The sequence below is a fragment of the Sphingomonas sp. TDK1 genome (assembly GCF_001650735.1).
Classification (GTDB): Bacteria; Pseudomonadota; Alphaproteobacteria; order Sphingomonadales; family Sphingomonadaceae; genus Sphingomonas.
Genome location: NZ_LXVY01000027.1, coordinates 211,481 through 236,764, shown reverse-complemented (window position 1 = coordinate 236,764; position 25,284 = coordinate 211,481). Strand labels below are relative to the sequence as shown.

General features: G+C 65.7%; 22 protein-coding genes. 17 read left to right on the top strand and 5 right to left on the bottom strand.

The window, feature by feature from the left end; genetic code table 11:
• Positions 1-10: 10 nt before the first annotated feature.
• Together A7X12_RS15250 and A7X12_RS15245 are read right to left on the bottom strand one after the other, a co-directional pair.
• Positions 11-1,201, bottom strand: a complete 1,191-nt coding sequence (locus A7X12_RS15250; RefSeq protein WP_084445521.1) for an MFS transporter — start codon at positions 1,199-1,201, stop codon at positions 11-13.
• Positions 1,198-2,337 carry a Gfo/Idh/MocA family protein gene (locus A7X12_RS15245; protein WP_064312429.1) on the bottom strand — a complete coding sequence of 380 codons (1,140 nt, stop codon included), beginning with the start codon at positions 2,335-2,337 and terminating at the stop codon, positions 1,198-1,200. Before A7X12_RS15245 ends, A7X12_RS15250 begins: the two co-directional genes overlap by 4 nt.
• Before the next feature lie 477 nt (positions 2,338-2,814).
• Between A7X12_RS15245 and A7X12_RS15240 the strand changes: the two genes are divergently transcribed.
• From A7X12_RS15240 to A7X12_RS15195, 10 genes are all read left to right on the top strand, one after another.
• Complete coding sequence (locus A7X12_RS15240; protein ID WP_084445517.1) at positions 2,815-3,831, top strand: sugar phosphate isomerase/epimerase family protein; 1,017 nt, start codon at positions 2,815-2,817, stop codon at positions 3,829-3,831.
• Positions 3,831-4,241, top strand: coding sequence for a C-glycoside deglycosidase beta subunit domain-containing protein (locus tag A7X12_RS15235; protein ID WP_064312428.1), 411 nt, complete (start codon positions 3,831-3,833; stop codon positions 4,239-4,241). Before A7X12_RS15240 ends, A7X12_RS15235 begins: the two co-directional genes overlap by 1 nt.
• The gene (locus A7X12_RS15230) at positions 4,228-5,343 is read left to right on the top strand and encodes an FAD-dependent oxidoreductase (protein ID WP_064312427.1); all 1,116 of its coding nucleotides are present in this window, start codon (positions 4,228-4,230) and stop codon (positions 5,341-5,343) included. The genes A7X12_RS15235 and A7X12_RS15230 overlap by 14 nt, the downstream gene beginning before the upstream one ends.
• Positions 5,344-5,353: 10 nt before the next feature.
• Entirely contained in the window at positions 5,354-6,256 is a 903-nt protein-coding gene (locus A7X12_RS15225) for a VOC family protein (RefSeq protein WP_064312426.1), read from the top strand.
• Between the two features lie 3 nt (positions 6,257-6,259).
• A complete protein-coding gene (locus A7X12_RS15220) occupies positions 6,260-7,417 on the top strand; it encodes an alpha/beta hydrolase family protein (RefSeq protein ID WP_064312425.1) in 1,158 nt (385 codons plus the stop codon).
• Between the two features lie 17 nt (positions 7,418-7,434).
• Positions 7,435-8,214, top strand: coding sequence for a cyclase family protein (locus A7X12_RS15215; protein ID WP_064312424.1), 780 nt, complete (start codon positions 7,435-7,437; stop codon positions 8,212-8,214).
• Positions 8,215-8,351: 137 nt separating this feature from the next.
• Positions 8,352-10,727 carry a TonB-dependent receptor gene (locus tag A7X12_RS15210; RefSeq protein WP_232318532.1) on the top strand — a complete coding sequence of 792 codons (2,376 nt, stop codon included), beginning with the start codon at positions 8,352-8,354 and terminating at the stop codon, positions 10,725-10,727.
• Positions 10,728-10,780: 53 nt separating this feature from the next.
• Entirely contained in the window at positions 10,781-11,686 is a 906-nt protein-coding gene (locus tag A7X12_RS15205; RefSeq protein WP_064312423.1) for an alpha/beta hydrolase, read from the top strand.
• 70 nt (positions 11,687-11,756) lie between these two features.
• Complete coding sequence (locus A7X12_RS15200) at positions 11,757-13,088, top strand: family 1 glycosylhydrolase (RefSeq protein WP_064312422.1); 1,332 nt, start codon at positions 11,757-11,759, stop codon at positions 13,086-13,088.
• Between the two features lie 43 nt (positions 13,089-13,131).
• Positions 13,132-14,778, top strand: coding sequence for a family 43 glycosylhydrolase (locus A7X12_RS15195; protein ID WP_084445514.1), 1,647 nt, complete (start codon positions 13,132-13,134; stop codon positions 14,776-14,778).
• 302 nt (positions 14,779-15,080) lie between these two features.
• On the opposite strand, the gene A7X12_RS15190 is transcribed toward A7X12_RS15195, so the two are convergent.
• Both A7X12_RS15190 and A7X12_RS15185 read right to left on the bottom strand, forming a co-directional pair.
• On the bottom strand, positions 15,081-15,590 hold the full coding sequence (locus A7X12_RS15190) for a MucR family transcriptional regulator (RefSeq protein WP_064312464.1): 510 nt from the start codon (positions 15,588-15,590) through the stop codon (positions 15,081-15,083).
• 337 nt (positions 15,591-15,927) lie between these two features.
• Positions 15,928-16,839 carry a LysR family transcriptional regulator gene (locus A7X12_RS15185; protein WP_064312421.1) on the bottom strand — a complete coding sequence of 304 codons (912 nt, stop codon included), beginning with the start codon at positions 16,837-16,839 and terminating at the stop codon, positions 15,928-15,930.
• A 114-nt stretch (positions 16,840-16,953) separates the two neighbouring features.
• Between A7X12_RS15185 and A7X12_RS15180 the strand changes: the two genes are divergently transcribed.
• The 7 genes from A7X12_RS15180 to A7X12_RS15150 all read left to right on the top strand — a co-directional run bounded on the left by A7X12_RS15180 (position 16,954) and on the right by A7X12_RS15150 (position 24,798).
• Complete coding sequence (locus A7X12_RS15180; protein WP_064312463.1) at positions 16,954-19,368, top strand: TonB-dependent receptor; 2,415 nt, start codon at positions 16,954-16,956, stop codon at positions 19,366-19,368.
• A gap of 11 nt (positions 19,369-19,379) precedes the next feature.
• On the top strand, positions 19,380-20,495 hold the full coding sequence (locus A7X12_RS15175) for an FAD-dependent oxidoreductase (RefSeq protein ID WP_064312420.1): 1,116 nt from the start codon (positions 19,380-19,382) through the stop codon (positions 20,493-20,495).
• Positions 20,496-20,516: 21 nt separating this feature from the next.
• The gene (locus tag A7X12_RS15170) at positions 20,517-21,419 is read left to right on the top strand and encodes a VOC family protein (RefSeq protein WP_064312419.1); all 903 of its coding nucleotides are present in this window, start codon (positions 20,517-20,519) and stop codon (positions 21,417-21,419) included.
• 3 nt (positions 21,420-21,422) lie between these two features.
• A complete protein-coding gene (locus A7X12_RS15165; protein WP_064312418.1) occupies positions 21,423-22,580 on the top strand; it encodes an alpha/beta hydrolase family protein in 1,158 nt (385 codons plus the stop codon).
• Positions 22,577-23,143 carry a hypothetical protein gene (locus A7X12_RS15160; protein WP_064312417.1) on the top strand — a complete coding sequence of 189 codons (567 nt, stop codon included), beginning with the start codon at positions 22,577-22,579 and terminating at the stop codon, positions 23,141-23,143. The genes A7X12_RS15165 and A7X12_RS15160 overlap by 4 nt, the downstream gene beginning before the upstream one ends.
• A 13-nt stretch (positions 23,144-23,156) precedes the next feature.
• Positions 23,157-23,720 carry a cupin domain-containing protein gene (locus A7X12_RS15155; RefSeq protein ID WP_064312416.1) on the top strand — a complete coding sequence of 188 codons (564 nt, stop codon included), beginning with the start codon at positions 23,157-23,159 and terminating at the stop codon, positions 23,718-23,720.
• 115 nt (positions 23,721-23,835) lie between these two features.
• The gene (locus A7X12_RS15150) at positions 23,836-24,798 is read left to right on the top strand and encodes a fumarylacetoacetate hydrolase family protein (protein WP_064312415.1); all 963 of its coding nucleotides are present in this window, start codon (positions 23,836-23,838) and stop codon (positions 24,796-24,798) included.
• A 192-nt stretch (positions 24,799-24,990) separates the two neighbouring features.
• Here the strand turns inward: A7X12_RS15150 and A7X12_RS15145 are convergent, their stop codons facing one another.
• Entirely contained in the window at positions 24,991-25,263 is a 273-nt protein-coding gene (locus tag A7X12_RS15145; protein WP_064312462.1) for a UvrB/UvrC motif-containing protein, read from the bottom strand.
• Between the last annotated feature and the right edge of the window lie 21 nt (positions 25,264-25,284).

The following is a 25,284-nucleotide window of genomic DNA, read 5'->3' as shown; positions in this document are numbered from 1 at the left end:
TCAGGTCTCGTCAGTGGCGCGCGGCGCTGGTGCGGAAGAACAGCGCGGAGACTAGGGAAAGCACGAGGGTGATCGCGGCGAACAGCAGCAGCGCCTGGTCGAGGCCGCCGACCGCGCGCTGGCCGAGGCCGACCAGCGGCGGACAGACGAACAGCCCGGCGAAGAAGGCGGTCGCCCAGATGCCCATGCCGCGGCCGCGCTGCTCGAGCGGCAGCATCGCCTGGCCCCAGGCCATCAGCGCGGGAATCACCAGCCCCGATCCGAATTGCTGGATCGCGGCGCCCGCAACCGCCAGCGGATACCGGGTGGCGAGACCGATCATGGTGAGGCCGATCGCGGTGAGGATCCCGGCCAGACCGAGAAGGACGCCCACCGGCTGGGCATGGATCCGCCGGTAGAGAAACGCGCCGGCGATATAGGCGAGCGACGTACCGGCCTGGATCAGCCCGACCGCGGTGGAGGAGCCGACACCCTTGGCCATCAGCACGCTCGCGACGTGGAGGGGCTCGACATAATAGAGGATCGAGGTCGCCATGGTGACGGCGCCGATGACCAGCGCCGGGCCCCAGGGAAAACCGAGCGGCGCGGCCTTGGCGGTATCGCGGCGCGTAGGCTCGTCGATGTAGACCAGCGCGAGCAGCAGGGTGGGGATCGCCAGCGCGTAGATGGCGAAGGGGCCGCGCCAGCTGACGTCGGCCAGCGCGCCGCCCGCGGCGACCAGCAGCGTGCCCGCGATCGAGATCGACACGCCGACCCACGACACCCAGCGATGCCGCTGCGATCCGAAATAGTCGCCGATCAGCGCACTGGAATTGGTGACGATCACCGCTTCGGCAAGGCCGAGGACGCCGCGGCTCGCCACCACCAGATACAGGTCATCGAGAAGCAGCGGCGCCAGGCCCGCGAGGGCATAGACGGCCAGCGCGAGCAGAAAGCTCGGGCGCCGGCCGAACCGATCCGCGATCGCGCCGGCGAACGGTGCGAACAGCGCGACGCAAAGCGACGGCATGGTGACGATCATCGGCACCAGCAGGCCTGCCTGGGGGTGCCCGCCGAACTGCGCGAACAGTCGCGGAATGGCCGGGAACAGCGAGACCACCGCCATCACCGGCAGGATCTGCGCTGCAATCAGCGTGATGCCCTTGCCCGTTTCGCCCCGGATCGGAGCGGCGTGCGGCGCAGGCGCGGCGATGCTCGTCATGCGTATTCCTTCGCTTCGTCAAGCGGCACCCAGCCGCGGTTGTCGCGGCTCGCCGCAACGGCCTGTTCGATGAACTGGAGTGATCGCACCCCGTCTTCCATGCCGGGGAGATCGGGTGCGGGCCGGCCGCGCAGGCGGCGCGCAAAATCGCGGTAGAGGTTGGCGAAGGCTTCCAGATAGCCTTCCGGATGTCCCGCGGGCAGCCGTGCTGCCGCCGTGGCGGCAGGCAGCATGCCCGCACCGCCCGCGGTAAGCATTTCGCTTCGCCCCGAAAGATGGTGGATCAACAGCTGGTTTGGGCTTTCCTGGCGCCAGGCGAGCGAGGCCTTGTCGCCATAGACACGCAGCGTGAGGCCATTGGCTTCGCCGATCGCGATCTGCGAAGCGAGCAGCACCCCGCGGGCGCCGCCGGCGAAGCGGAGCAGCACGCTGCAGTCGTCGTCAAGCGCGCGCCCCGGCACGACGGCGGCGAGATCCGCGTTGATCGCTTCCACCGCCAGACCGGTTACGAATTCGGCGAGATGAAAGGCATGGACGCCGATATCGCCGATGGCACCGCCGACACCGGATTTGCCCGCGTCGGTACGCCATTCCGCCTGCTTGTTTCCGGCACGCTCGATCGGCGCGGCCAGCCAGCCCTGGAGATATTCGACGACCACCTTGCGCACCGTGCCGAGCCCGCCCGACGCGATCAGCGCACGGGCGTGGCGCACCAGCGGATAGCCGCTATAGGTGTAGCTCAGTGCATAGGGGCGATCGGCTTCGCGGACGATCTCGGCCAGCTCCCGCGCCTGGGCAAGCGTGGCGGTAGCCGGCTTGTCGCTCATCACGGCGATGCCTGCCGCAAGCGCCGCGCGCGCGATCGGCAGATGCGTATCGTTCGGTGTCGCAATGGTCAGAAAGTCAATGCCGTCTGGCCGCGTGCGCTCCTGCTCGATCAGCGCCATCCAGCTCGGATAGCTCCGGTCTTCGGCGATGCCGTAGGCTTTGCCGGCCTGTCGGGAACGTTCGGGCGCGCGACTGAATGCACCGGCGACCAGTTCGATCTCGCTGTCCAGTGTCGCGGCAATCCGGTGTACCGGGCCGATGAACGCGCCGGGACCCCCGCCGATCAGCCCCATCCGCAGCCGTCGCATCAGGCGCCGCCTCGGGATCCATCGGGGTTGGCGCGTCGGGCTCGCAGCGGGCGTGCGTGCATGTCCTCTCTCCAAACAAAGCCTCTTGTCGGGCTCTCCCGTTTTCTGGCGCCATTCCAGAAATTTTGGAAATCTATTGTATGGATGATTGTTTATTCAAATCGCGAATATGTAATCCGTTTCCAATAAGAATTATGGATCGTTCGCTATCAAAACAATCGATTTCCAGCATTCAGCATTTGCAGCGTACACAATCGGCAAGAAGCGGCGGGTCGCGGTTGACGCGGACCAACAGACCGCTCTGCACGAGAGGAGCTTCGACATGCTGCACGCACATCCACGTACGCAGTCTGCATCAGCACCTGCCGCGGCGCGTCCGACGTCACTCCCGACTTTCGCAGCTGCCGATTCCCGCGCCTGGACCTTTGCCATGGCGCAGGGGGCCGCCCTTTGCCGCCTGTAATTCACGGAGCCATCGTGTCCAAAATCCAGCGGGGCGTGAGCCTCTACAGCTACCAGGAAGAGATGTTTCTTGGCCAGATGACGGTCGAGGCCGCGATCGCCCATGCCGTGTCGATCGGCGCCCGGGGCATCGAGATCCTCCCCGAGCAAAACATGCCGAACTTTCCGAATATCGACGATGCGGAGGTCGCACGGTGGCAGGAGATGCTGGCCCGGCATGGCGCGCACTTCACCTGTTACGACATGTTCCTCGATACCAAGCTACGCAAGGGCGCGCTGCTCTCCGACGACGAGCAGGTCGCCAGCATCCGCCGCGATCTGCTGCTGTGCAATCGGCTGGGCATCAAGAACATGCGGGTGCTGGTGTTCGTGCGGCCCGATATCCTCGAGCGCTGCGTGCCCCATGCCGAGGAGCTGGACGTGCATATGGGCGTGGAAGTCCACGCGCCCTGGCATCTCGAACATGCCTGGATCCTGCGCACGATCGAGGTCGCCGACCGGCTGAATACCCGCCATCTCGGCATTCTGCCCGACATGGGCATCTTCATGAAACATTATCCGCCCGCCTTCCGCGCCCGCTTCGAGCGCCAGGGCGCCCGGCCGGAAATCACCCAGTTCATCGTCGACCAGCACGAGGAAAAGGTGATGGCCGAATACACGATCTACGAAGTCGCGGTGAAGCGCGGCGGCAACAAGGCCGAGATCGCGATGGCCGAGACGCTGCGCCACGCACCCTATGCCAATCCGAAACGGCTGAAGGACTATGCTCCTTACTTCCGGCACATCCAGGCCAAGTTCTACGAAATGACCGAAGACTGCACCGATCCGGCGATCGCCTATGACGAGGTCATCCCGGAGCTGGTGAAGTGCGGTTGGGAAGGCACGCTCTCCAGCGAGTATGAGGGCAATCGCTGGATCCAGGACGTGATGGAGGTGGACAGCCGCGAGCAGGTCCGCCGCCAACACGTGATGTTCGATCGCCTGATCGCCCAGGCCGACGCTGCGCTCGGCGCCGAGAAGGAGCCCGCCTGATGTTCGACAAATACCTGATCCAGGCCGACAGCCTGCGCAACACCGGCCCGGCCGAGGCGCCGACCGGCTTCGCCTTCGACGCCAAGCTCGGTTATTATCGCGGCATCGGCCTGTCGATGATCGAGAAGCTCGACGTGTCGATCGACGGCACGCTGCTGCCGCGCGAAGCGGTGCGGTTCGACGAGGGGCGGGGCCCGCTAACCCTTGCGGCGATGGAAACCGCCTATGACCGGCGCTGGGCGTTCGGCGCGAAGGCGACGATCCTGGTCGCGCATCCGGGCGGCTTTCCGGCCGGCGAGCACGAGCTGTCGCTGACCGAGCAGCTTCGCGTCTCCTATTTGCCGTTCCCGTCGATCAACAGTGACACCAAGCGCGTATCGCTGGGCGAGGCAGCCGATGCCGCCGCTTGACATCCTGATTATCGGCGGCGGGATCGGTGGGCTGACCGCGGCGATCGCGCTGGCGCCGCAGGGCCACCGGCTGACGGTGGTGGAGCGGGATCCGACCTGGTCGGTCTACGGCGTGGGGATCATCCAGCAGGCCAATGTCGTGCGCGCGGTGGCGCAGCTGGGCGTGATCGACGCGTACATCGCCGCCGGGGTCGGGTTCGACGCGGTGGAGATCTTCGCGCCCGATGGCACCAAGGCCGCCCGCGTGCCCGCGCCCAAGCTGGCCGAGGGCTATCCCGCCAATGTCGGCATCGGCCGCCCGGCGCTCCACAAGGTGCTGGGGGACCGCGTGCTGGCCGACGGCGCGGAGGTTCGCCTCGGTATCACGGTCGAGACGATGGTCGATGACGGCGAGCGGGTCGCGGTGACCTTCTCGGACGGCACCAGCGGCATCTACGACATGGTGATCGGGGCGGACGGCGTCTATTCGCAGACGCGCGCCGCGATCCTGCCCGATGCCGAGAAGCCCGACTATACCGGCCAGGCGGTATGGCGGTACAATTTCGCGCGCCCCGCCGGCATGGATGCGCTCCAGGTCTATAACGGTCGCACCGGGCTCGGCCTCGTGCCGATCAGCGAAGAGCTGATGTACATGTTCGTGACCACGCCGGAGCCCGGCAATCCCCGCTATCCGCGCGAGGGACTCGCCGCGGCGATGCGCGCCAAGCTCACCGATTGCGCGCCCGCGATCCGCGATCTGGCCGAGCAGATCACCGACGACGACGGCGTGGTCTATCGCCCGCTCGAAGGCATGCTGGTCACCGGGCCATGGCACAAGGGGCGGATCGGCCTGCTCGGCGACGCGGTCCACGCCACCACGCCGCATCTGGGGCAGGGCGCCGGCATGGCGATCGAGGACAGCCTGGTGCTCGCCGACGAGCTGGCCAGGGCCGACAGCGTCGACGCCGCCTTCACCGCCTATCGCGCCCGCCGCTACGAGCGCTGCGCGTATATCGTGAACGCCAGCCTGGCGATCTGCATGGGCCAGCTCGGCACGGGGCCGGCGGTCGATAACCACAAGGCGACGGCCGAGATGTTCGCCGTCACCGCCCAGCCGATCTGAGGAAACCGAAATGAGCCGTGTCACCGAAATCCGCTATGTCGGCTATGGCGTGCAGAACCTCGATGCCGAACGCGCCTTCTATACCGAGCAATGGGGCCTGGAGCCGGTGCCGAGCGAGGACGGCATGGCCTGGTTCAAGACCCAGGGGCATGACGAGCATCATGTCGTTCGCCTGCGTGCGGCCGATGAGAACCGCGTCGACGTGATCGCGCTCGCCGCAGACAGCCGCGGCGATGTCGATGCGCTTCACGCCAAGGTCGGCGCGGCGGGCTGCCGTATCGTCGGCGCGCCCGCGGAACTGACCGGCCCCGGCGGCGGCTATGGCTTCCGGTTCTTCTCGCCCGACGGGCTGTTGTTCGAGGTGTCGAGCGACGTCGCCCGCAGCCCGAAGCGCGATCTGGCGCGCTGGGAAGGCGTGCCGCTCAAGATCAGCCACATCGTGCTGCACTCGCCAGACCACCAGGCGGCGGTGCGGTTCTTCACCGAGGTGCTCGGCTTCAAGGTGTCCGACTGGCTGGGCGACTTCATGTGCTTCCTGCGCTGCAACTCGGCGCATCACCGCATCGCGCTGCTGCCGGGGCCGCCCTGCCTCAACCATGTCGCCTATGACATGCCGAGCGTCGACGACATGATGCGGGGGGCGCACCGGCTGAAGCTCAACGGCACCGGCATCGGCTGGGGTCCCGGCCGCCACACCGCCGGCAACAACACCTTCAGCTATTTCGTCACGCCGAACGGCTTCGTTGCCGAATACACGTCGGAGCTGGAGGAGGTCGATTTCGACGCGCACCAGCACCAGGTCTACACGCCCGCGCCGCTGGTGATGGACCAGTGGGGCATCGGCACCGGCGGCCCGCAGACGCTGCCGCACCCGGCGCCCAATCCCGGTCTGTTCGTGGCGGTGGAGGCCTGAGCGGTGGCGTTGTTCGAATATTTCCCGAACTATATCTGGAACCTGTCGGTCGCGATCGCGATGGAGAGCGGGGGGCAGATCGGCGAGCTGGTCGACATGTGCCAGCCGATCAAGGATGCGGCGGCGAGCGGCGCGGATGCCGGCACGCCGCAGTTCATGGCGCAGTGGGTCGCGATGGCCGACAAGCTGATCGGGCTCGCCGCAGAGGACGAAGCCAAGGGCCGCGCCTTCTCGGCGTCTACCAAGCTGGAGCGCGCCGCGCTTTATCTGTTCACCGGCGAGCGGATGCAGGGCCATGGCCATCCCGGCCGCAAGGAAACCTATGCCAAGGCGCGCGCGACCTTCGATCGTTCGACCGCGCTGGGCAAGATCAACCGCGAGCGGGTGGAGATCCCGCTGGCGCAGGGCACGATGCCGGCGCTCTACACGCGCGCGGCCGGCGAGGGCCCCAAGCCGGTGGTGGTCTATTGCAACGGCCTCGATAGCTGCAAGGAGCTGCTCTACTGGTCGCGGCTGCCCGAGGCGCTGGCCCGGCGCGGCGTCTCCACCCTGTGCGTCGACCAGCCCGGCTCGGGCGAGGCGCTGCGGCTGCAGGGCCTGCCGGTCGATCCGCATTCGGAGCACTGGGCATCCAAGGCGGTGGACTGGCTGGAGCAGCAGCCGGACGTCGACCCCAAGCGCATCGGCATGACCGGCATTTCGCTGGGCGGCCATTTCGCGCCGCGCGCGGTGGCGTACGAACCCCGCTTCGCCTCGGGCGCCTGCTGGGGCGCCAACCACAACTGGGCCGAGGTCCAGCAGAAGCGCCTCAAGCGCGAGGGCGAGAACCCGGTGCCGCATTACTGGGCGCATGTGATGTGGGCGTTCGGCGCCAAGGACATGGACGACTTCTTCGTCCGCGCCGAGGCGATGAACCTCAACGGCCATATGGACGGGGTGAAGGTGCCGTTCCTCGTCACCCACGGCGCCGAGGATCGCCAGATCAGCGTCCAGTACGCGCACGACTGCTACGACCAGCTGGTCAACAGCCCGAAGCGCGAGCTGAAGATCTTCACCGCGCGCGAGGGCGGGGTCGAGCATGTCGGCGCCGACAACATGTCCTATGGCCGCGACTATATCGCCGACTGGTTCGCCGAAACCCTCAGCGGCCACACGGCCTGATTTCCCGGAGACCGCCCATGGCCCGCCGCTTCATCGACCTGTCCATCACCCTGGAAAATGAGGTGATTACCGACCCGCCGTTCATGCGGCCCAAGATCACCTATCAGAGCCATGCCGAGACGGTGGGCGAACTGGGCCATTTCTTTCCCGGTGTCACCCAGGAGCAGACGCCCGACGGCGCCGGGTTCGCGGCCGCCGAATGGGTGACGCTGACCACTCATAACGGCACGCATCTCGATGCGCCCTGGCATTTTCACCCGACGATGGACGGCGGCAAACGTGCGATCACGATCGACGAGGTGCCGCTCGAATGGTGCTTCCAGCGCGGGGTGAAGCTCGACTTCCGCCATTTCCCCGACGGCTATGTGGTGACCGCCGAGGATGTCGCGGCGGAGCTGGCGCGGATCGGCCATGACCTGCAGCCGCTCGATATCGTGCTGGTCAACACCGCCGCCGGCGGCGCGGTGGGCAACCCGAACTTCGTCAATATCGGCTGCGGCATGGGCTATGCGGCGACCATGTACCTCACCGAGCGCGGCGTACGGGTGACTGGCACCGATGCGTGGAGCTGGGATGCGCCCTTCGCTTACACCGCGGAAAAGGTGAAGGAAACCGGCGATACCTCGCTGATCTGGGAAGGCCACAAGGCCGGCCGCGACATCGGCTATTGCCACCTGGAGAAGCTGCACAACCTTGAGGCGCTGCCGCCGCACGGCTTCACCGTCAGCTGCTTCCCGCACAAGATCAAGGGCGCCTCGGCCGGATGGACCCGTGCCGTCGCGATCCTCGAGGACTGACGTCGATCCGACACGGGGTGCCGAGCCCCGGGTGTCCCGAACGGGTGCCCATCTTCGGCGACGAGGGCCGTAGCGAGTCGCATCAGAACGACCGGCCGGCCGGTGAACCAAACAGCCACCAAGGGTGGGGAGGAGAGATGATGAAAGCACACAAGATCCTGCTGGCGACGACTGCGCTGGCCGGCATGACCCCGATCGCCGCGCTGGCCCAGACCGCTGCGCCGCAGGTCCAGACGCCGGCCGCGCAGGACGACAGCAGCGTCGGCGAGATCATCGTTACCGCGCAGCGCCGCAGCGAAAACGTGCTCAAGGTGCCGCTTAGCGTTACCGTGGTGGGCGCCGACGAGCTGCTCCAGCGCGGCGCCAACGATCTGACCGCGGTGACCAAGCTCGCCCCCAGCCTCCAAGTCGCGCAGGACAACACCTTTGCGGTGCGCGGCGTGGGCACCGGCACCTTCGCGACCACCGTCGAGGCGAGCGTGTCGCAGGTGCTGGACGATGTGGTGATCGGCAACAAGGAGTTTGCCGCCAACGCCTTTTACGACGTGTCGCGCGTCGAGGTGCTGAACGGGCCGCAGGGGCTGCTGTTTGGCAAGAATGCCTCGGCCGGCCTCGTCAACATCACCACCAATCGACCGGTGCTGGGCCAAGCCAGCGTGTCGGGCGACGTGGAAGCGGTGCAGCGCGATCGTCCGGTGAAGAACGGGCAGGGCATCCAGGTTCGCTCGACCCTGAACCTGCCGATCGGCGCCAACAGCGCATTGCGCCTCAACGCTATTTATAGCGGCCAGGATTCGGTCACCTATCCGACGGTCAACAGTGCCGTGCGCAACGATTTCGGCCTGCGCAATCTCGGCCTGCGCGGCAAATATCTGTACGAGCCTACCGATGCGCTCTCCATCTATGTGATCGGCGAATATAATCGCCAGCGCGGCATCTCGGGTCGCTACGATATCACCTTCCGGCAGATCGGCGCGGGGAGCGCCTATACCGGCCTGGGATATGCGTCGGGTATCGATAACCTTCGATACAGCAGCGATGCACCCAATTATCGCGACGCGGATACGGGCGGACTACAGGCCAATATCAACTATGCGCTGTCCAACGGCATGGAGCTTTCCAGCATTACCGCCTGGAAAAATGCGGTCGTGTCGTATCAGTTCGATTCGGATAACACGCCGATCAATTTCTTCAACACGAACAGCAGTCGGCAGGTTTACAACCAGCTGTCCCAGGAGCTGCGGCTCGCGCTGCCCGAGGGCAACAAGGTTTCGGGCCAATTCGGCCTCTATTATTATCGCTCGGTCGGTTCGGTGGTGGGCGCACGCGGTGGCAATAACGGCTTCCCCGGCTTCCTCCTGCCGACCTTCCCCTTCTGCGTGGGGGCTACCCAGCTCGGCGCGCCGCCCGCCGCCTGCCCGGTGAGCAACACCAGCTTTCTCGGCCAGGACTATAAGTACAATCTGAAGCAGAACAGCTATGCCGGCTTCGGCCAGCTCAGCTACCATGTCACCGACACGCTGAAGATCAATGCCGGCGGCCGTGTGACCTATGACAAGGGTTCGATCGATCTGCTGGAGAATGTCGGCAAATACTTCGTCACGCTGGGTGTTCCGAACAATCGTACCGTCGAGTCTACCGACGCGACCAACTTCAGCTTCAAGGTGGGTGCCGATTGGCAGGTGACGCCGTCTACGATGCTCTACGGCTTTTATGGCCAAGGCTATAAGGGGCCGGGCTTTTCCAATACCTCGCCCGCGCCCGGCGCCAAGCTGGCGGTGAAACCCGAAATATCGCGCGGCGGCGAGATCGGCATCAAGGGCAGGGTCGCAGATGGCCGGATCACCTATTCGGTTTCGGCCTTCTACACCCGGTTCAGCGATCTCCAGGTCCAGTCGTGGATCACGTCGCTGCGCACCTTCGTCCTGAGCAATGCGGCAACCGCGACGACCCAAGGCGTCGATGTCTCCTTCCAGGCGCGACCGACCACGCGGCTGACCTTGTCGGGCTCCGCATCCTATGTCGACGCCAAGTTCGATGATTTCCCGGGTGCGCAATGCTATACCGGCCAGACCAGCAATGGCTGCCGTGCCGATCTGCGCTCGGACGCGCCGGGCTATGTCGGTACGTTCAATGCCGCCGGTTACCAGCTGCCGCTTTCGGCCAAATTCACGGCCACGCTGGGCGCGGACTATAGCCAGCCGCTGACCGACACGCTCGATGCGCAGTTCGGCATCGGCTATTATCATCGCTCGCCGCAGTCCTCGGCTATCGGAGCGCCCTTCTTTATTCCGACCTGGGATACGTTCGACCTGCGCGTGGGGCTCAAGTCCAAGCACTGGTCTGCCAGCCTGTTCTGCAAGAACTGCACGAACGAGATCCGGCCGATCTCGATCGGTTCGGACGGCGGCGACGCCAACCCGGTCCAGGGGCCGCCCGTTCTAACGCTCAACCAGCGCTTCAGCTATGACTCGGTCCGGACGATCGGCTTGCGGCTCGGCTTCGACTTCTGACGCACGACAGGAGGGGGCGGCGGTGCCGCTCCCTCTCCATCAAGGGGATCGCCATGCGCCTTTCCACGCTCCTGACAGCGCTGCTTGCAACCGTCACGCTCACGCCGGCTGCCTATGCGCAATCGGAAATCTCGCCCGTCGCCGAAGCCGCGCCCGCGCAGCCCAACGCGATCGCGCTTCCGGCGCCGGATCAGCCCGAGCGGGAGGTGTGGCATCGCAGCGCCGGTGTGCTGGCGGTCCGCAACGTCACGCACCCGACGCTCACCGTTTTCCGCGCGAGCGGCAAGACCAATGGCGCGGCGGTGATCGTGGCACCCGGCGGCGCATTTCTCGGGCTCGAGATGGACAAGGAAGGCTGGGACGTCGCCAAGCGCCTTGCCAGCCACGGCATCACCGCCTTCGTGCTGAAGTATCGCACGCTGCCCACGCCCGCCGACCAGAAGGTGTTCGTGGCCGAGTTAACCAAGATGCTGCAGGGACAGCCAGCGACCTTCGCGCCGCCCGGGGACACGCCGCCCGACGCACTGGCGGACGGCATGGCGGCGCTGCGCTACGTACGCCAGCACGCCGGCACCTATGGCATCGATCCGCACCGCGTGGGGTTCATGGGCTTCTCGGCCGGCGGGTTCCTCGTCCGCAGCCTGGTGGAGAAGGGCGGCGCCGAACGCCCTGATTTCATCGCCCCGATCTATCCCAATATGGGGCCGATGCAGGTGCCGGCCGATGCGCCGCCGATGTTCCTTGCCGTCGCTGCGGACGACTTCCTGCTCAATCGCGAAAAGGGGTTCCCGCTCGTGGATGCCTATCGCGCGGCGAAGCGCCCGGTGGAGTTTCATCTGTTCGGCGACGGCGGACACGGCTTCGGTGCGGGCAAGCCCGGCACCACGACGGCGCATTGGCTCGACCAGTTCCTTCTGTGGCTGGACGTCATGGGCCTGACGAAATCGGCGAAGGGATGATGGGAGATTTCCACATCGCGGTCGCGGGCGATCGGCATGTCGTCTTTAGAACGTTTCAAGGAACAAGCGCATGATCAATCGTCGAAGCCTTATCACGTCTGCGCTTGCCACCGGGGCTGCGGGAGCATTGCTTCCCGGCCATGCACTGGCGGACGCCGTTCAGGAGGCCACCGGTGCCTCATTTCCCGACGGGTTTCTTTGGGGCGCGGCGACGGCGGCGCATCAGGTAGAGGGGAACAACCTGAATGCCGACCTTTGGGTGATCGAGAACGTCCCGAACACGATCTTTGCCGAGCGATCGGGCGACGCGACCAACAGCTTCGACCTTTGGCCAGTCGATCTGGATCTGGTGAAGTCCATGGGTCTGAACACCTATCGCTTTAGCCTCGAATGGGCGCGGATTGAGCCGGACAAGGGACATTTCTCACGCGCAATGCTCGATCATTACAGGGCAATGATCGAGGGGTGCCGGGCGCGGGGGCTGAAGCCCGTCGTAACCTTCAACCACTTCACTACCCCACGCTGGTTCGCGGCGCAGGGGGGGTGGCACAATCCGGAGTCGCCCGCGCTGTTCGCGCGCTTCTGTGATCGGGCGGCGAAACACCTCGCAAGCGGTATCGCGCTGGCACTCACCCTCAACGAGCCGAACCTGGCGGGCCTGATCGGCGAGATCCTGCCGCCGCAACTGCTGGCGGGCGACCGCGCGACGCAAGAGGCGGCGGCGAAGCAACTGGGCGTCCCGAAATATTCGCCTGGCGTCGCACTCTATGTGCCCGAAGCAAAAACCTATCGCGCGAACATGATGGAAGCGCACCGCCGCGGCGTCGCCGCGATCAAGGCGGTGCGCAGCGACCTGGAGGTCGGGGTCAGCCTGGCCCTGCTCGACGATCAGGCGGCCGGCAAGAATTCAATCCGAGATCGCATGCGCGAGCGGTATTATGGTGAATGGCTGCGCCTCGCTGCCGAAACCTGTGATTTTATCGGCGTCCAGAATTACGAACGCAAGATTTGGGACGACAAAGGCCCGCTACCGCCGGCCGCAGGCGCAAGATTGAATACCGCCGGTGACGAAGTTTGGGCAGGATCGCTCGCCGGTGCGGTTCGCTATGCTTGGGAAGCGACCAGATTGCCGGTCTATGTGACGGAACATGGCGTCAATTCAGATGACGACACGCTCCGCCAATGGCTGATCCCGGCCGCGCTTGCCGACCTCAAGCGCGTGATGGACGAAGGCGTGCCGGTGCGCGGCTATATCCATTGGTCGCTGATCGACAACTTCGAGTGGGGCTTTGGCTATCGCTACCGCTTTGGCCTGCATTCATTCGATCGGGAAACCTTCAAGCGAACGGCCAAGCCAAGTGCCCGCGTGCTGGGGGCGATTGCGCGGCGAAACGCGGTTTGAGCGGCTGACCTCCCAACCCCCGTGTCTTATTCCGGAGCCAGGCATGAACAGTCGCCGCGATCTTCTGAAGGCGTCCGCTCTCTCCATGGTCCTGGGGGGCGTGGGAGCCCATGCGCAGGACGCCCCGCGCGCATCGGGCGCCGGGCCGGCGCGGGAGGAAGCGTGCGGACAGCCGGTCGCGCAATGGGCACGGGGCATCGAAGGGCAGCGCAAGGCCGATCTGGGCGATGGGCGCTATCTCAACCCCGTGCTTTCGGGCGACTATCCGGACCCGTCCGTCCTGAAGGACGGCGACGACTATTACCTCACGCACTCGTCGTTCGATTCCGCGCCGGGATTGCTGATCTGGCATTCCCGCGATCTGGTGAACTGGCGCCCGCTCGCCCCGGCGCTCGCCAAGCCCCTCGGCACGGGCTTTGCCGTCGACATCGCCAAGCATGACGGCCGCTATTACATCTACATCCCGTTCATGCGGGCGCCCTGGTCGAAGGATCTCAAGAGCTTCGCCAATATCTTCGTTATCCATGCCGCCTCGATGGCGGGGCCGTGGAGCGCGCCGATCGACATGGGGATCGGCGGGCTGATCGACCCCGGCCATGTGGTCGGTGAGGACGGGCATCGCTACCTGTTCTTCAACGGCGGGAAGCGCGTGCGGCTCTCGCCGGACGGCCTTTCCACGGCCGGGCCGATCGAGGACGCCTACACCGCCTGGCGCTATCCGGACGACTGGATCACCGAGGCCTATTCGCCGGAAGGGCCCAAGCTCTTCCGCCGCGGGGACTATTTCTACCTGGTCAACGCCGTGGGTGGCACCGCCGGCCCCGCCACCGGGCACATGGTGGTCGCGGCGCGCGCCAGATCCATCCACGGGCCGTGGGAGAGTTGCCCGCACAACCCGATCGTCCGCACCCGCTCCGAGGCCGAGCGCTGGTGGTCGCGCGGACACGCCAGCTGTGTCGAGGGACCGGACGGGCGCTGGTTCATGGTCTATCACGGCTTCGAGAAAGGCTATCTGACGCTGGGCCGCCAGACCTTGCTCGAACCGATCGAATGGACCGCGGACGGCTGGTTCCGCGCTACCGGCGGGGACCTGTCGCAGCCGCTGCGCAAACCCGGCGGAACCGCGGTGCCGCATGGCATCGCCCGCTCCTCCGACTTCGCGAAGGCAGACATGGGGCGCCTCTGGAGCCTCTATGCGAGCGCGCCGGGCGCACCCGATCGGCTGCGGTTCGAGCCCGGCGCGCTCATCCTGAAAGCGCAAGGCAAGGGGCCGCAGGACGGATCGGTGCTGACGCAACAGGTGGGTGACCGGGCGTTCGAGGTCAGCGTGGCGCTGGAACTGCGGGGGGCAAGCGAGGGCGGTCTGCTGCTCTTCTTCAACAACCGGCTCTTCCTGGGTATGGGGATCGATGGCAGCCGGATGGTCAGCTACCGAGGGGGCAAGGCATCCTATTGGCAGGAGCCTGCACCGCAGGCACGCAAGATGCATCTGCGGATTGTCAATGATCACCAGATCGTGACCCTCTACTATGGCGTCGACGGCAAGAACTGGACTCGGCACGAGGTACGGAGCCAGGTCGAAGGCTATACGGCCAACACCATCGATGACCTCTTTAGTCTGCGGCCTGCCTTGTTCGCCTCTGGGGACGGTGAGGTTGTCTTCCGGCAGTTTCGCTACAGAGCCTTGTAAGATATTGGGATGACCGTCCGCGAGGATCGGGATCTCCGTTAAAAATTCTTCCGTGAGTAGGGTGGCGGAGAGTCAAGGTCGCTGCCGATGCAGGCAGGCAAGCGACGATGGCATTCGACCCTGGACGGGGGGCGGCGAGGAGATGTCCCGCCGCTGGGGCGCAGCATCCCGATCTCCGCCCTCACAGATGGTGCGGACGGTGGGGTGCAGGTGATCTGATGAGAACCGTCGACGCGCGGGAGCGGGCTGCTGCCGCATGATCGTGATGCGCCGAGGCCCGGAGCCTCGGCGCGCGCCCGAACTCAGGCGATCGGGTCGGCTTTCACGCGCGGCTTGCGAGCAGGCTTGGGGGCGGGGGCTTCGGCGGGTGCGTTGCGCGCTGCCCGACCCTTGGCACCCAGACCAATCTTGTGCGCCATCGCGCGGCGCTGTTCCGAATAGGTCGGTGCCACCATCGGATAATCGGCCTTCAGATTATAGCGCGCGCGATATTCCTCGGGCGTCAGGCCGTGCGTGCTCAGATGCCGGCGCAGCGTCCGGTACGGCTTGCCATCGATCAGCGAGATGATGTGGTCCTTTGAAGCCAGCGATTTGCGTACCGAGACGGCCGGCGTGAACTCTTCCGACGCCGCTTCTTCGCTCGCAACTTCTGCGGTGACGGTGCCACCGGAAAGCTGAATCACATCTGCATGCATCTTCCGCAGAAACGTGGAGACATCGTCCATTGTCGCGCGATTGTTCGGGTTTGATAACCAGGCAATGGTGAGGTCGCTTGCGAGTTCAACGGGATCGGTATTGCTCTGCTCAGACATTTTGCGTCCCTGTTCCTTGTTCTTCGGCACGGTGCCGACAGTATGATTATAGGAGCGCGTGCAATCCGTCTGCTAAAATATTTTAGAAGATGTCGGGGCAATACTCATTTTGCGGATGCACGAACGCCCGAAACCCACTTATTCGATCTAGGTTCCGTGCCCCGATCCCCATGTTTGCATTCCGCATGGTAGCGGTTTGATCGCCACCGTGAACTATACCGCGCGATCATCAGCTGTCGTTCTGACCGGGGCTATTTTCGCGACAGGGCAGGCGCTTCCCCCTGCGGACGAGGCATGGAACAGGTCACAACGCGCAGCGGCGTAGACATGCGGAGGCCTATTCGCCCGCGTCTGTCGCACCGGCGTGGTGCCGGAGTCGTTCGCGCAACCAAATCAGTCCACGATCGCTGGCCCGCGCGCGGCTGAACTGGATCATCTCGTGCATCTTTGGCAGCGGGAATGGCGGGGGGGCCATCGCAAGCGGGAGCTTGTCCATGAACAGGCGTGCGAGCCGGGCATGTACCAGCGCGATGCGCTGCGTGCCCGGCAGCAGCCACGGCACCAGGGTGAACGAGGTCACGGTCACCTCGATCCGCCGGGTGTCGCCGCGGGCGCGAACGAACTGCTCGACAAAGGCCGGGGTATTAGAGAGCTCCACCACCACATGGCCGGCCGCTTGATACTCGGCCTCCGTGATCGGCTTGCCGAACAACGGGTTCTCCGACCAGCCGAGCAGAACATGCTCCTCCTCGAACAGCAGTTCCGTCGGGTGCCCGTGCGCCTGGAACTGCTCCGGCGAGATGATGCAATCTACCTCACCGCGTTCCATCTGCTCGGTCGCGCCGGGATGGGGCGGGATCACCGAACAGCGAATGCCGGGCGCCTGCACCGCCATTTCGGCGAGCAGCGGCTGGACGGCGATCGAGGTTACATAGTCCGAGGCCGCGATCCGGAAGCTCCGCCGCGAGGTGCGCGGATCAAACAATGTGGAACTGGAGATCAGCGCCTGCGCGGTTGCGACAATCTCCGCAACGCGCGGTGCGAGTTCCTGCGCATGGGGGCTTGGCACCATCTGCTTGCCATTTGCGACCAGCAGCGGATCGTTGAACGAGTCGCGTAGCCGCCGCAACGCCGCGCTCATTGCCGGCTGGGTGAGGTGGAGCCGCTCCGCCGCCCGAGTGACGCTGCGTTCCTCCATCAGCGTATGGAAGGCGACGAGGAGGTTGAGGTCGAAGCGATCCAGCCGCATGCATCAATCCTATGATTGGATAAGCATAAAATATTAGAATTTTGATTAATGTCAAAGGCGTCCCATTTTTCCCCGCAGCGGACGCTCAAAGATCCGCACATCAGGAGAATGGATGTGAACCGGGCATGGAGGCGGACCAGTTCGATACTGGCGCTCACGATCGCAGGCTTCGCCACGCAGGCGCGCGCGCAGAGCGAGGCGCAGGCAGTCGGAGAGACGCAGCAGCAAGCGGGCAGCGCCGCAGACCAGCAGGGGCTGCAGGAAATCATCGTCACCGCGCAGCGCAAGGCCGAAAATCTGCAGCGCGCGGGCATTCCGGTCGCTGTGGTCACCGGCGATCAGCTGGTCAGCCGCGGCCTCACCAGCTCGAACGAGCTGGGCACCTCGGTTCCGTCGCTGAGCCCGCAACCGCAGGGCGGCGCCAACACCACCTTCTTCCTGCGCGGCGTCGGCAACTTTACTGTCAACGGCTATAGCGACCCGGCAGTCGCCTTCAATTACGACGGTGTGTACCTTGGCCGTGCGACGTCCACCTCGGGGATCTTCTATGATCTCGAACGGGTGGAAGTACTCAAGGGGCCGCAGGGGACCCTCTACGGCCGCAACGCCACCGCCGGCGCGATCAACGTGCTGCCGACCCGCCCCAGGATCGGGGAGAATAGCGGCTTCGTCACGGCCAGCTACGGCAATTACGACGCCGTTAACGTCCAGGGAGCGGTGAACGTCGCGATGGGCGAGCATGGCGCGCTACGCATCGCCGGGAACGTGGTACGCCGTGACGGCTACCAGGATGACGGCACCAGCGACGAAAAGACCCAGGCACTGCGTGTCCAGCTGCTCAGCGAGCTGACGCCGAACCTCACCGTGCGCGTCGGCGGCGATTTCTCGCATAGCGGCGGCAAGGGTCCGGGCTCGACCTATTCCGGCCGGATCGTGTTCAACGGGACGACCAACCTGTTCGTTCCCTCCGGCTTCCGGCCGGACAGCGGGCTGTTCTCGGCCGATGCCCAGGCCTATCGCCAGACGCTGTTCAGCGGGCTTGTCGGTCGGACGCTCGCGCCGCTCGACGTGCAGCCGTATCTCGACAACAACTATTACGGCGCCAATGCCGAGATCAGCCTGCGTACCGGCGCCGGCACGCTGACCGTGATCCCGTCCTGGCGCTATTCCAAGCTCGACAATCGCTTTGCGGTGCCGGCCTTCTACGGCGATGTGGCGGAGACCGACGAGCAGAAGAGCCTGGAAGTGCGCTTCGCCGGCAATCGCATCGGCATCTTCGACTATATGCTCGGCGCCTATTATTTCGACGAGTCCGTCGCCGCAACCTATCTGTACGCCCAGCAGGCGCTGAATGCCTATCAGCAGTTCACCTCGGGCACCAAGTCCTATGCCGGGTTCGGGCGGCTCACCGCCAATTTGAGCGATCGCCTTCGTCTGATCGGCGGCCTGCGCTACACCAAGGATGACAAGGACTTCAACGGCCGCGCCGACGTCTTCCTCGTCCGTTGCACCGTCGTCGTGCAGGGCCGGCCGAGCTGCCCCGGCGCGCCGCTGCTGCCTTCGGCCGGCCGCTATCAGGACCTGCCCACTTCGATCTATCCGAGCGTGCCGGACAACCAGGCGCGGCCGATCGGCGCGACCGGTGCGCTGCTGATCCACGCGGTGACGCCGGTCAACACCACGCTGTCGAACGATCGCCTCACCTATCACCTGGGTGCCGAGTTCGACCTCGGCCCGCACTCGTTGCTCTATGCCAGTTACGAGACGGGCTATCGCTCGGGCGGCTTTGCGCTGTCGGCTGGATATGAGACGTTCCAGCCAGAATATATCGATGCCTACACTGTCGGCATGAAGAACCGGTTCTTCGACAACCGGCTGCAGCTGAACGTCGAGGCGTTCCTGTGGAAGTATCGCAACCAGCAGGTCAACCACACCGGTATCGACAAGAACGGCAACCAGGGCCAGTTCACCGAGAATGTCGGCAAGTCGACCAACAAGGGTGTCGAGGTAGAGGCCCAGTTGCTCGCCACGCGGACGACGCTGCTCAGTGCGAACGTGCAGTATCTCGACGCAAAATATGACAGCTTCGTCTATCGCGAGCCGATCGGTGCGACGCCGCCGGTGACAGGCTGTCCCTATCGTCCCAGCGCGACGCCGGGAACCTACGACATCAATTGCTCGGGCCGGGCCGCCTATCTTTCGCCCAAATGGACGATGAACCTCGGCGCGCAGCAGACCGTACCGCTGGGAGACTATAAGGCAGTGCTATCGGCCGACACCCAATATCGCTCCAGCCGGGTGGTGGGTTTCGAATATATGCCCAACCAGCTGGTTGGCGCGACCTGGGTTAGCAACGCCCAGATCGCCTTCGGCTCGGCCGACGACCGCTGGTCGATTGCGGCCTTCGTCCGCAATATCGAGGACGAACGCTATCAGGCGAGCGCGCAGATCTACAGCGTGGGCTCGGCCGCCCTCGCCGTCTATTCGCCGCCGCGGACCTATGGCGTGCGGGTTACATCGAAATTCTGAGGAACACCGGCATGCAGTCTCTCAAGATCCTCGTCATTGGCGGCGGCATCGGTGGGCTTACCGCCGCCATTGCGCTCCGCCAGAAGGGCTTCGCGGTCGAGGTGATCGAGCGCGATCCCGACTGGTCGGTGTACGGTGTCGGCATCATCCAGCAGGCCAATGTGCTGCGCGCGATGAAGGCGCTCGACCTGCTCGACGACTATCTTGGCGCGGGTGTCGGGTTCGACGCGGTGGAGATCTTCCATCCGGACGGGGTCAAGCTTGCCCGGGTGCCCGCACCGCGCCTGCTCGAGGGCTATCCCGCCAATGTCGGCATCGGCCGGCCGGCACTCCACAAGGTGCTGGGCGACCGCACGATCGCGTTGGGGGCCGAGGTGCGCTTGGGCATCACCGCCGAGACGATCGTCGACGATGGCGAGCAGGTGGCGGTCACCTTCTCGGACGGCAGCAGCGGGATCTACGATGTCGTGATCGGGGCCGATGGCGTCTATTCGCAGACTCGGGCGGCCCTGTTCCCGGATGCCGAACGCCCGCACTTCACCGGGCAGGCGGTGTGGCGCTACAACTTCCCCCGTTTCCCCGACCTCGATGCGCTACACGTCTATAACGGGCCGACCGGCGTCGGCTTCGTGCCGATCAGCGACACCTTGATGTACATGTATGTAACGACGCCGGAGCCGGACAATCCGCGCTATCCGCGCGTAGGGCTGGCCGCGACGATGCGCGGCAAGCTCGCCGGCTGTGCGCCGGCGATCCGCGACCTGGCGGCGCAGATCGTAGACGATGACGGCGTGGTCTATCGCCCCCTCGAAGGCATGCTGGTTGAGGGAGCATGGCATCGTGGCCGCGTCGTGCTGCTCGGCGATGCCGTGCACGCGACCACCCCCCATCTCGGCCAGGGCGCCGGGATGGCGATCGAGGACAGCATCGTGCTCGCGGAGGAACTCGCCAAGGGCGAGACGGTGGACGACGCCTTCACCGCCTATCGTGCCCGCCGCTTCGATCGCTGCACCTATATCGTCCGCCAGAGCCTGGCGATCTGCCATGGCCAGCTCGGCAAGGGCCCGCCGGTCGATAATGCCAAGGCGACGGCCGAGATGTTTGCCGTCACCGCCCAACCCATCTGACCCCTCCGCAGGAAGACCATCATGACCCGCGTTACCGAGATCCGCTATGTCGGCTATGCCGTCACCGACTTCGACGCCGAAAGACGCTTTTACGAAGAGATATGGGGCCTGGAGCCCGTGCCGAGCGACGATGGCCTCGCCTGGTTCAAGGCCCAGGGGCATGACGAGCATCACGTCGTCCGCCTCCGCCCCGCCGAGGAGAACCGGATCGACGTGATCGCCTTGTCGGCAGACAGCCGCGGCGATGTCGATGCGCTGCACGCGCGGGTGACAGAGGCCGGCTGCACGATTGCACGGGCGCCGGCCGAGCTGACCAGCCCCGGCGGCGGCTATGGCTTCCGGTTCTTCTCGCCCGACGGACTGCTGTTCGAAGTCTCCAGCGATGTCGCGCGCGGCCAGCGCCGCGAGATCGCCCGCTGGGACGGCGTGCCGGTCAAGATCAGCCACATCGTGCTGCACTCGCCGGACCACCAGGCGGCAGTGCGATTCTTCACCGAGGTGCTCGGCTTCAAGGTGTCCGACTGGCTGGGCGACTTCATGTGCTTCCTGCGCTGCAACTCGGCGCACCACCGCATCGCGCTGCTGCCCGGCCCCGCCTGCCTCAACCATGTCGCCTATGACATGGAGGGGATCGACGGGATGATGCGGGGCGCGCACCGGCTGAAGCTCAACGGCATCAATATCGGCTGGGGTCCCGGCCGCCACACCGCCGGCAACAACACCTTCAGCTATTTCGTGACGCCAAGCGGCTTCGTTGCGGAATACACGTCGGAGCTGGAGGAGGTCGATTTCGACGCGCACCAGCACCAGGTCTACACGCCCGCGCCGCTGGTCATGGACCAGTGGGGCATCGGCACCGGCGGCCCGCAGACGCTGCCGCACCCCGCGCCCAATCCCGGTCTGTTCGTGGCGGTGGAGGCCTGAGCGGTGGCGCTGTTCGAATATTTCCCGAACTATATCTGGAACCTGTCGGTCGCGATCGCGATGGAGAGCGGCGGGCAGATCGGCGAGCTGGTCGACATGTGCCAGCCGATCAAGGATGCGGCGGCGAGCGGCGCGGATGCCGGCACGCCGCAGTTCATGGCGCAGTGGGTCGCGATGGCCGACAAGCTGATCGGGCTCGCCGCAGAGGACGAAGCCAAGGGCCGCGCCTTCTCGGCGTCTACCAAGCTGGAGCGCGCCGCGCTCTATCTGTTCACCGGCGAGCGGATGCAGGGCCATGGCCATCCCGGCCGCAAGGAAACCTATGCCAAGGCGCGCGCGACCTTCGATCGTTCGACCGCGCTGGGCAAGATCAACCGCGAGCGGGTGGAGATCCCGCTGGCGCAGGGCACGATGCCGGCGCTCTACACCCGCGCGGCCGGCGAGGGCCCCAAGCCGGTGGTGGTCTATTGCAACGGCCTCGATAGCTGCAAGGAGCTGCTCTACTGGTCGCGCCTGCCCGAGGCGCTGGCCCGGCGCGGCGTCTCCACCCTGTGCGTCGACCAGCCCGGCTCGGGCGAGGCGCTGCGGCTGCAGGGCCTGCCGGTCGATCCGCATTCGGAGCACTGGGCATCCAAGGCGGTGGACTGGCTGGAGCAGCAGCCGGACGTCGACCCCAAGCGCATCGGCATGACCGGCATTTCGCTGGGCGGCCATTTCGCGCCGCGCGCGGTGGCGTACGAACCCCGCTTCGCCTCGGGCGCGTGCTGGGGCGCCAACCACAACTGGGCCGAGGTCCAGCAGAAGCGCCTCAAGCGCGAGGGCGAGAACCCGGTGCCGCATTACTGGGCGCATGTGATGTGGGCGTTCGGCGCCAAGGACATGGACGACTTCTTCGCGCGCGCCGAGGCGATGAACCTCAACGGCCATATGGACGGGGTGAAGGTGCCGTTCCTCGTCACCCACGGCGCCGAGGACCGCCAGATCAGCATCCAGTACGCGCACGACTGCTACGACCAGCTGGTCAACAGCCCGAAGCGCGAACTGAAGATCTTCACCGCGCGCGAGGGCGGGGTCGAGCATGTCGGCGCCGACAACATGTCCTATGGCCGCGACTATATCGCCGACTGGTTCGCCGAAACCCTCAGCGGCCACATCGCATGAGCGCGGCGGCGGCAGCGGCAGCGCCGGTAGCGTCGCGCCGGCACGCGATTCTCCTTATCGTCACGGCGGTCATGCCGACGATGGGTATCGTCGCGCTGGTGCCGGTGCTGCCGCTGCTGCTGCGCGAGTTTGCCGCCGTCCCGTCATCGGCGGTGCTGGTGCGGGTGGCGCTGACCATCCCGGCGCTGTGCATCGCGCTGCCGTTCCTGCTGAAGGACCTGCCGGCGATCATCGTCGCGCGGGCCGTAATGGGGTGTGCCGAAGCCGCGATCCTGACGATCTCGACCGCGGTGCTCGCCTGCATCGGCAGCGGGCTGATGCAGCCCAACATGCTCGCCTGGCTGATGCGCCGCCTGCCCGCCGCCGCGCGCGGATCGGGCACCGGTACCCGGACAGGCGCCTTCTTCCTCGGCCGGTTCGCCGCCCCGCTGATCACCACGCTGCTGATGCCTGCCACGGGCGGGCTCTCGCAGACGCTGCTTCTGTACACCGCGCTCGCGCTGGCCGGGGCGGTTGCCGCGCTGCTTGCCAGCGGTCGAGTGCCGGATCCCATCCCTGCCTGAAGGAAACACGCCCATGGAAAAGCCCGTTCGCCGCATCGTCACCGGCCATGATGTCCAGGGGCGCGCGATCATTCAGGAAGACGGCACCGTGCCGCGCGTCCAGCGGGTCGGCGGCGCGATCGGCCCGCTGTTCCATGAAGTATGGAACACCCCGGCGACGCCGGCGCCGATCGATGCCGCCTCGGGCGAGCCGCACGAAGACGGCATCGTCCTGGCGCCGCCCAGGAACGGCACCCGTATCCGTGTGCTCGACATCCCGCCCGAGGGCGAGGGTATCCGCAACATGACGCCGGAAGAAGCCCGCGCCCACTTTGCCGAGGTCGGCGCCGGCAGCGCCTCGGCGCATGGCGAAGGGGCGCGCCACGCGCTGATGCACCGCACCGAGACGATCGATTACGGCATCGTTCTCGAAGGCGAGCTGGTGCTGATCATGGACGAAGGCGAGACGACGGTGCGTGCCGGCGACATCGTCATCCAGCGCGGGACCAACCATGGCTGGTCGAACCGGTGGGACAAGAACTGCCGCATCGCCTTCATCCTGATCGATGGCGCGTTCGACGCGCAACTGAAGCGCTGACGACGCGGCTGGCGATCATCGGCGTCGACGGCTTCACCGACGAAACCGATGTCGATGCGCCGATCGATGCGGTTCTGGCCGATCTCTTCCCAATAATGATACAAGGATGCCCCCCATGCGCCTAGCCACCCGCGACAATGGCACGCCCGATGGCGAACTGATCCTCGTCTCCGCCGACGGCGCGCGCTGCATGCCTGCCGGGCCCGGTGCTTCGAATCTTCTGTCCGCGATCGAAGGCTGGGACGCCGTCCTTCCGGTATTGCACGCGGTCGCGGCGCGTCTGCTTGCCGGGGAGGGTGAAGCGCTCGATCCCGCGACGCTCCGAGCGCCGTTGCCGCGTACCTGGCAGTGGCTCGACGGATCGGCGTTTCCGACGCATGGCGAACTGATGCAGCAGGCGTTCAACCTGCCGCCGATCGAGACCGACAAGCCGTTGATGTACCAGGGCATGAGCCACCAGTTCCTCGCACCGACCGAGGATGCACCGTTTCCGTCCGCTGCCGATGGCATCGATTTTGAGGGTGAGTTCGGCGTGATCACCGGCGCGGTGCCGATGGGCTGCTCGGCGGAGGCGGCGCTGGCGCATGTGCGGCTAATAGTTCTGATCAACGACTGGTCGCTGCGGACCATCGCGCCGATCGAGATGAAAACCGGCTTTGGCTGGATCCAGGCCAAGCCGGCATGCAGCATCGCCCCGTTCGCCGTGACGCCGGACGCGCTTGGTGACGCCTGGCGGGACGGCCGGGTATGCCTCCCCCTCACCGTAACGCTCAATGGCGCCTGGTTTGGCAGTCCCAACGGCAGCGCCATGGCGTATGGCTTTCACGAGCTGATCGCCCACGCCGCCCGTACGCGGTGCCTTCCGGCGGGCACGATCCTTGGATCGGGAACGGTTTCCAATGCCGATCATGCCGCCGTCGGATCAACCTGCATCTCCGAACGCCGCGCTATCGAGAAGATCGCGCATGGCGAGTTCCGCACGAGCTTTCTCGGGCAGGGGGATCGGGTGGAGATGCAAGTAGGTGCGGACGCGGCCCATTTCGGTCGGATCGATCAGAGGGTGCGGCTGACCGGTTGAGCCCATTGGGCTGAATCGAGATTGAGCGCCCGCAAGGTGTGCGTGATGCTACCGGGCGCTTTACCGTGGCGGCTTCTCGGCGCCAGCACCGTCCGGTCGTGCCTGCGACCCCGGACGTGGCCGGGCTTCGCTCGCCGAGCCGCGCGATCCCATCGGTTCACCCGGCTTCTCCGCGGCAAACCGCGCCGATGTTCATTTTCGCTTTCGGCCGGACGTCATGAGATCGGGTTTGGGCGGCGGCTTCCATCCGGGCGGAGGAACGGGCCGTTGCCGGCTCGTCCCGAGCCCCATCGACCCGGGCTGTTGGCGAACCAAGCCCGACGTGTCGGCGTGCTCGACTTCTGCAGCGCTAGCCCCGCCCCGCATCAGATTGATGCGGTCACGAATGCGCCGTGCTTCCTCGAAGTCGAGTGCGCGCGCCGCAGCTTCCATCTGTTGTTGCAGGTTCTCGATGGTGTCTGTCATCATGCCTCAACGCGCGGTCGG

What these genes read in the sequence shown, in the direction of transcription:
- A7X12_RS15185 (WP_064312421.1), bottom strand. Translation starts at nt 16,839, where the DNA reads ATGCGGCTGGATCGCTTCGACCTCAACCTCCTCGTCGCCTTCCATACG.
- A7X12_RS15215 (WP_064312424.1), top strand. Translation starts at nt 7,435, where the DNA reads ATGGCCCGCCGCTTCATCGACCTGTCCATCACCCTGGAAAATGAGGTG.
- A7X12_RS15150 (WP_064312415.1), top strand. Translation starts at nt 23,836, where the DNA reads ATGCGCCTAGCCACCCGCGACAATGGCACGCCCGATGGCGAACTGATC.
- A7X12_RS15205 (WP_064312423.1), top strand. Translation starts at nt 10,781, where the DNA reads ATGCGCCTTTCCACGCTCCTGACAGCGCTGCTTGCAACCGTCACGCTC.
- A7X12_RS15145 (WP_064312462.1), bottom strand. Translation starts at nt 25,263, where the DNA reads ATGACAGACACCATCGAGAACCTGCAACAACAGATGGAAGCTGCGGCG.
- A7X12_RS15155 (WP_064312416.1), top strand. Translation starts at nt 23,157, where the DNA reads ATGGAAAAGCCCGTTCGCCGCATCGTCACCGGCCATGATGTCCAGGGG.
- A7X12_RS15170 (WP_064312419.1), top strand. Translation starts at nt 20,517, where the DNA reads ATGACCCGCGTTACCGAGATCCGCTATGTCGGCTATGCCGTCACCGAC.
- A7X12_RS15235 (WP_064312428.1), top strand. Translation starts at nt 3,831, where the DNA reads ATGTTCGACAAATACCTGATCCAGGCCGACAGCCTGCGCAACACCGGC.
- A7X12_RS15190 (WP_064312464.1), bottom strand. Translation starts at nt 15,590, where the DNA reads ATGTCTGAGCAGAGCAATACCGATCCCGTTGAACTCGCAAGCGACCTC.
- A7X12_RS15210 (WP_232318532.1), top strand. Translation starts at nt 8,352, where the DNA reads ATGATGAAAGCACACAAGATCCTGCTGGCGACGACTGCGCTGGCCGGC.
- A7X12_RS15250 (WP_084445521.1), bottom strand. Translation starts at nt 1,201, where the DNA reads ATGACGAGCATCGCCGCGCCTGCGCCGCACGCCGCTCCGATCCGGGGC.
- A7X12_RS15230 (WP_064312427.1), top strand. Translation starts at nt 4,228, where the DNA reads ATGCCGCCGCTTGACATCCTGATTATCGGCGGCGGGATCGGTGGGCTG.
- A7X12_RS15225 (WP_064312426.1), top strand. Translation starts at nt 5,354, where the DNA reads ATGAGCCGTGTCACCGAAATCCGCTATGTCGGCTATGGCGTGCAGAAC.
- A7X12_RS15175 (WP_064312420.1), top strand. Translation starts at nt 19,380, where the DNA reads ATGCAGTCTCTCAAGATCCTCGTCATTGGCGGCGGCATCGGTGGGCTT.
- A7X12_RS15200 (WP_064312422.1), top strand. Translation starts at nt 11,757, where the DNA reads ATGATCAATCGTCGAAGCCTTATCACGTCTGCGCTTGCCACCGGGGCT.
- A7X12_RS15195 (WP_084445514.1), top strand. Translation starts at nt 13,132, where the DNA reads ATGAACAGTCGCCGCGATCTTCTGAAGGCGTCCGCTCTCTCCATGGTC.
- A7X12_RS15160 (WP_064312417.1), top strand. Translation starts at nt 22,577, where the DNA reads ATGAGCGCGGCGGCGGCAGCGGCAGCGCCGGTAGCGTCGCGCCGGCAC.
- A7X12_RS15245 (WP_064312429.1), bottom strand. Translation starts at nt 2,337, where the DNA reads ATGCGACGGCTGCGGATGGGGCTGATCGGCGGGGGTCCCGGCGCGTTC.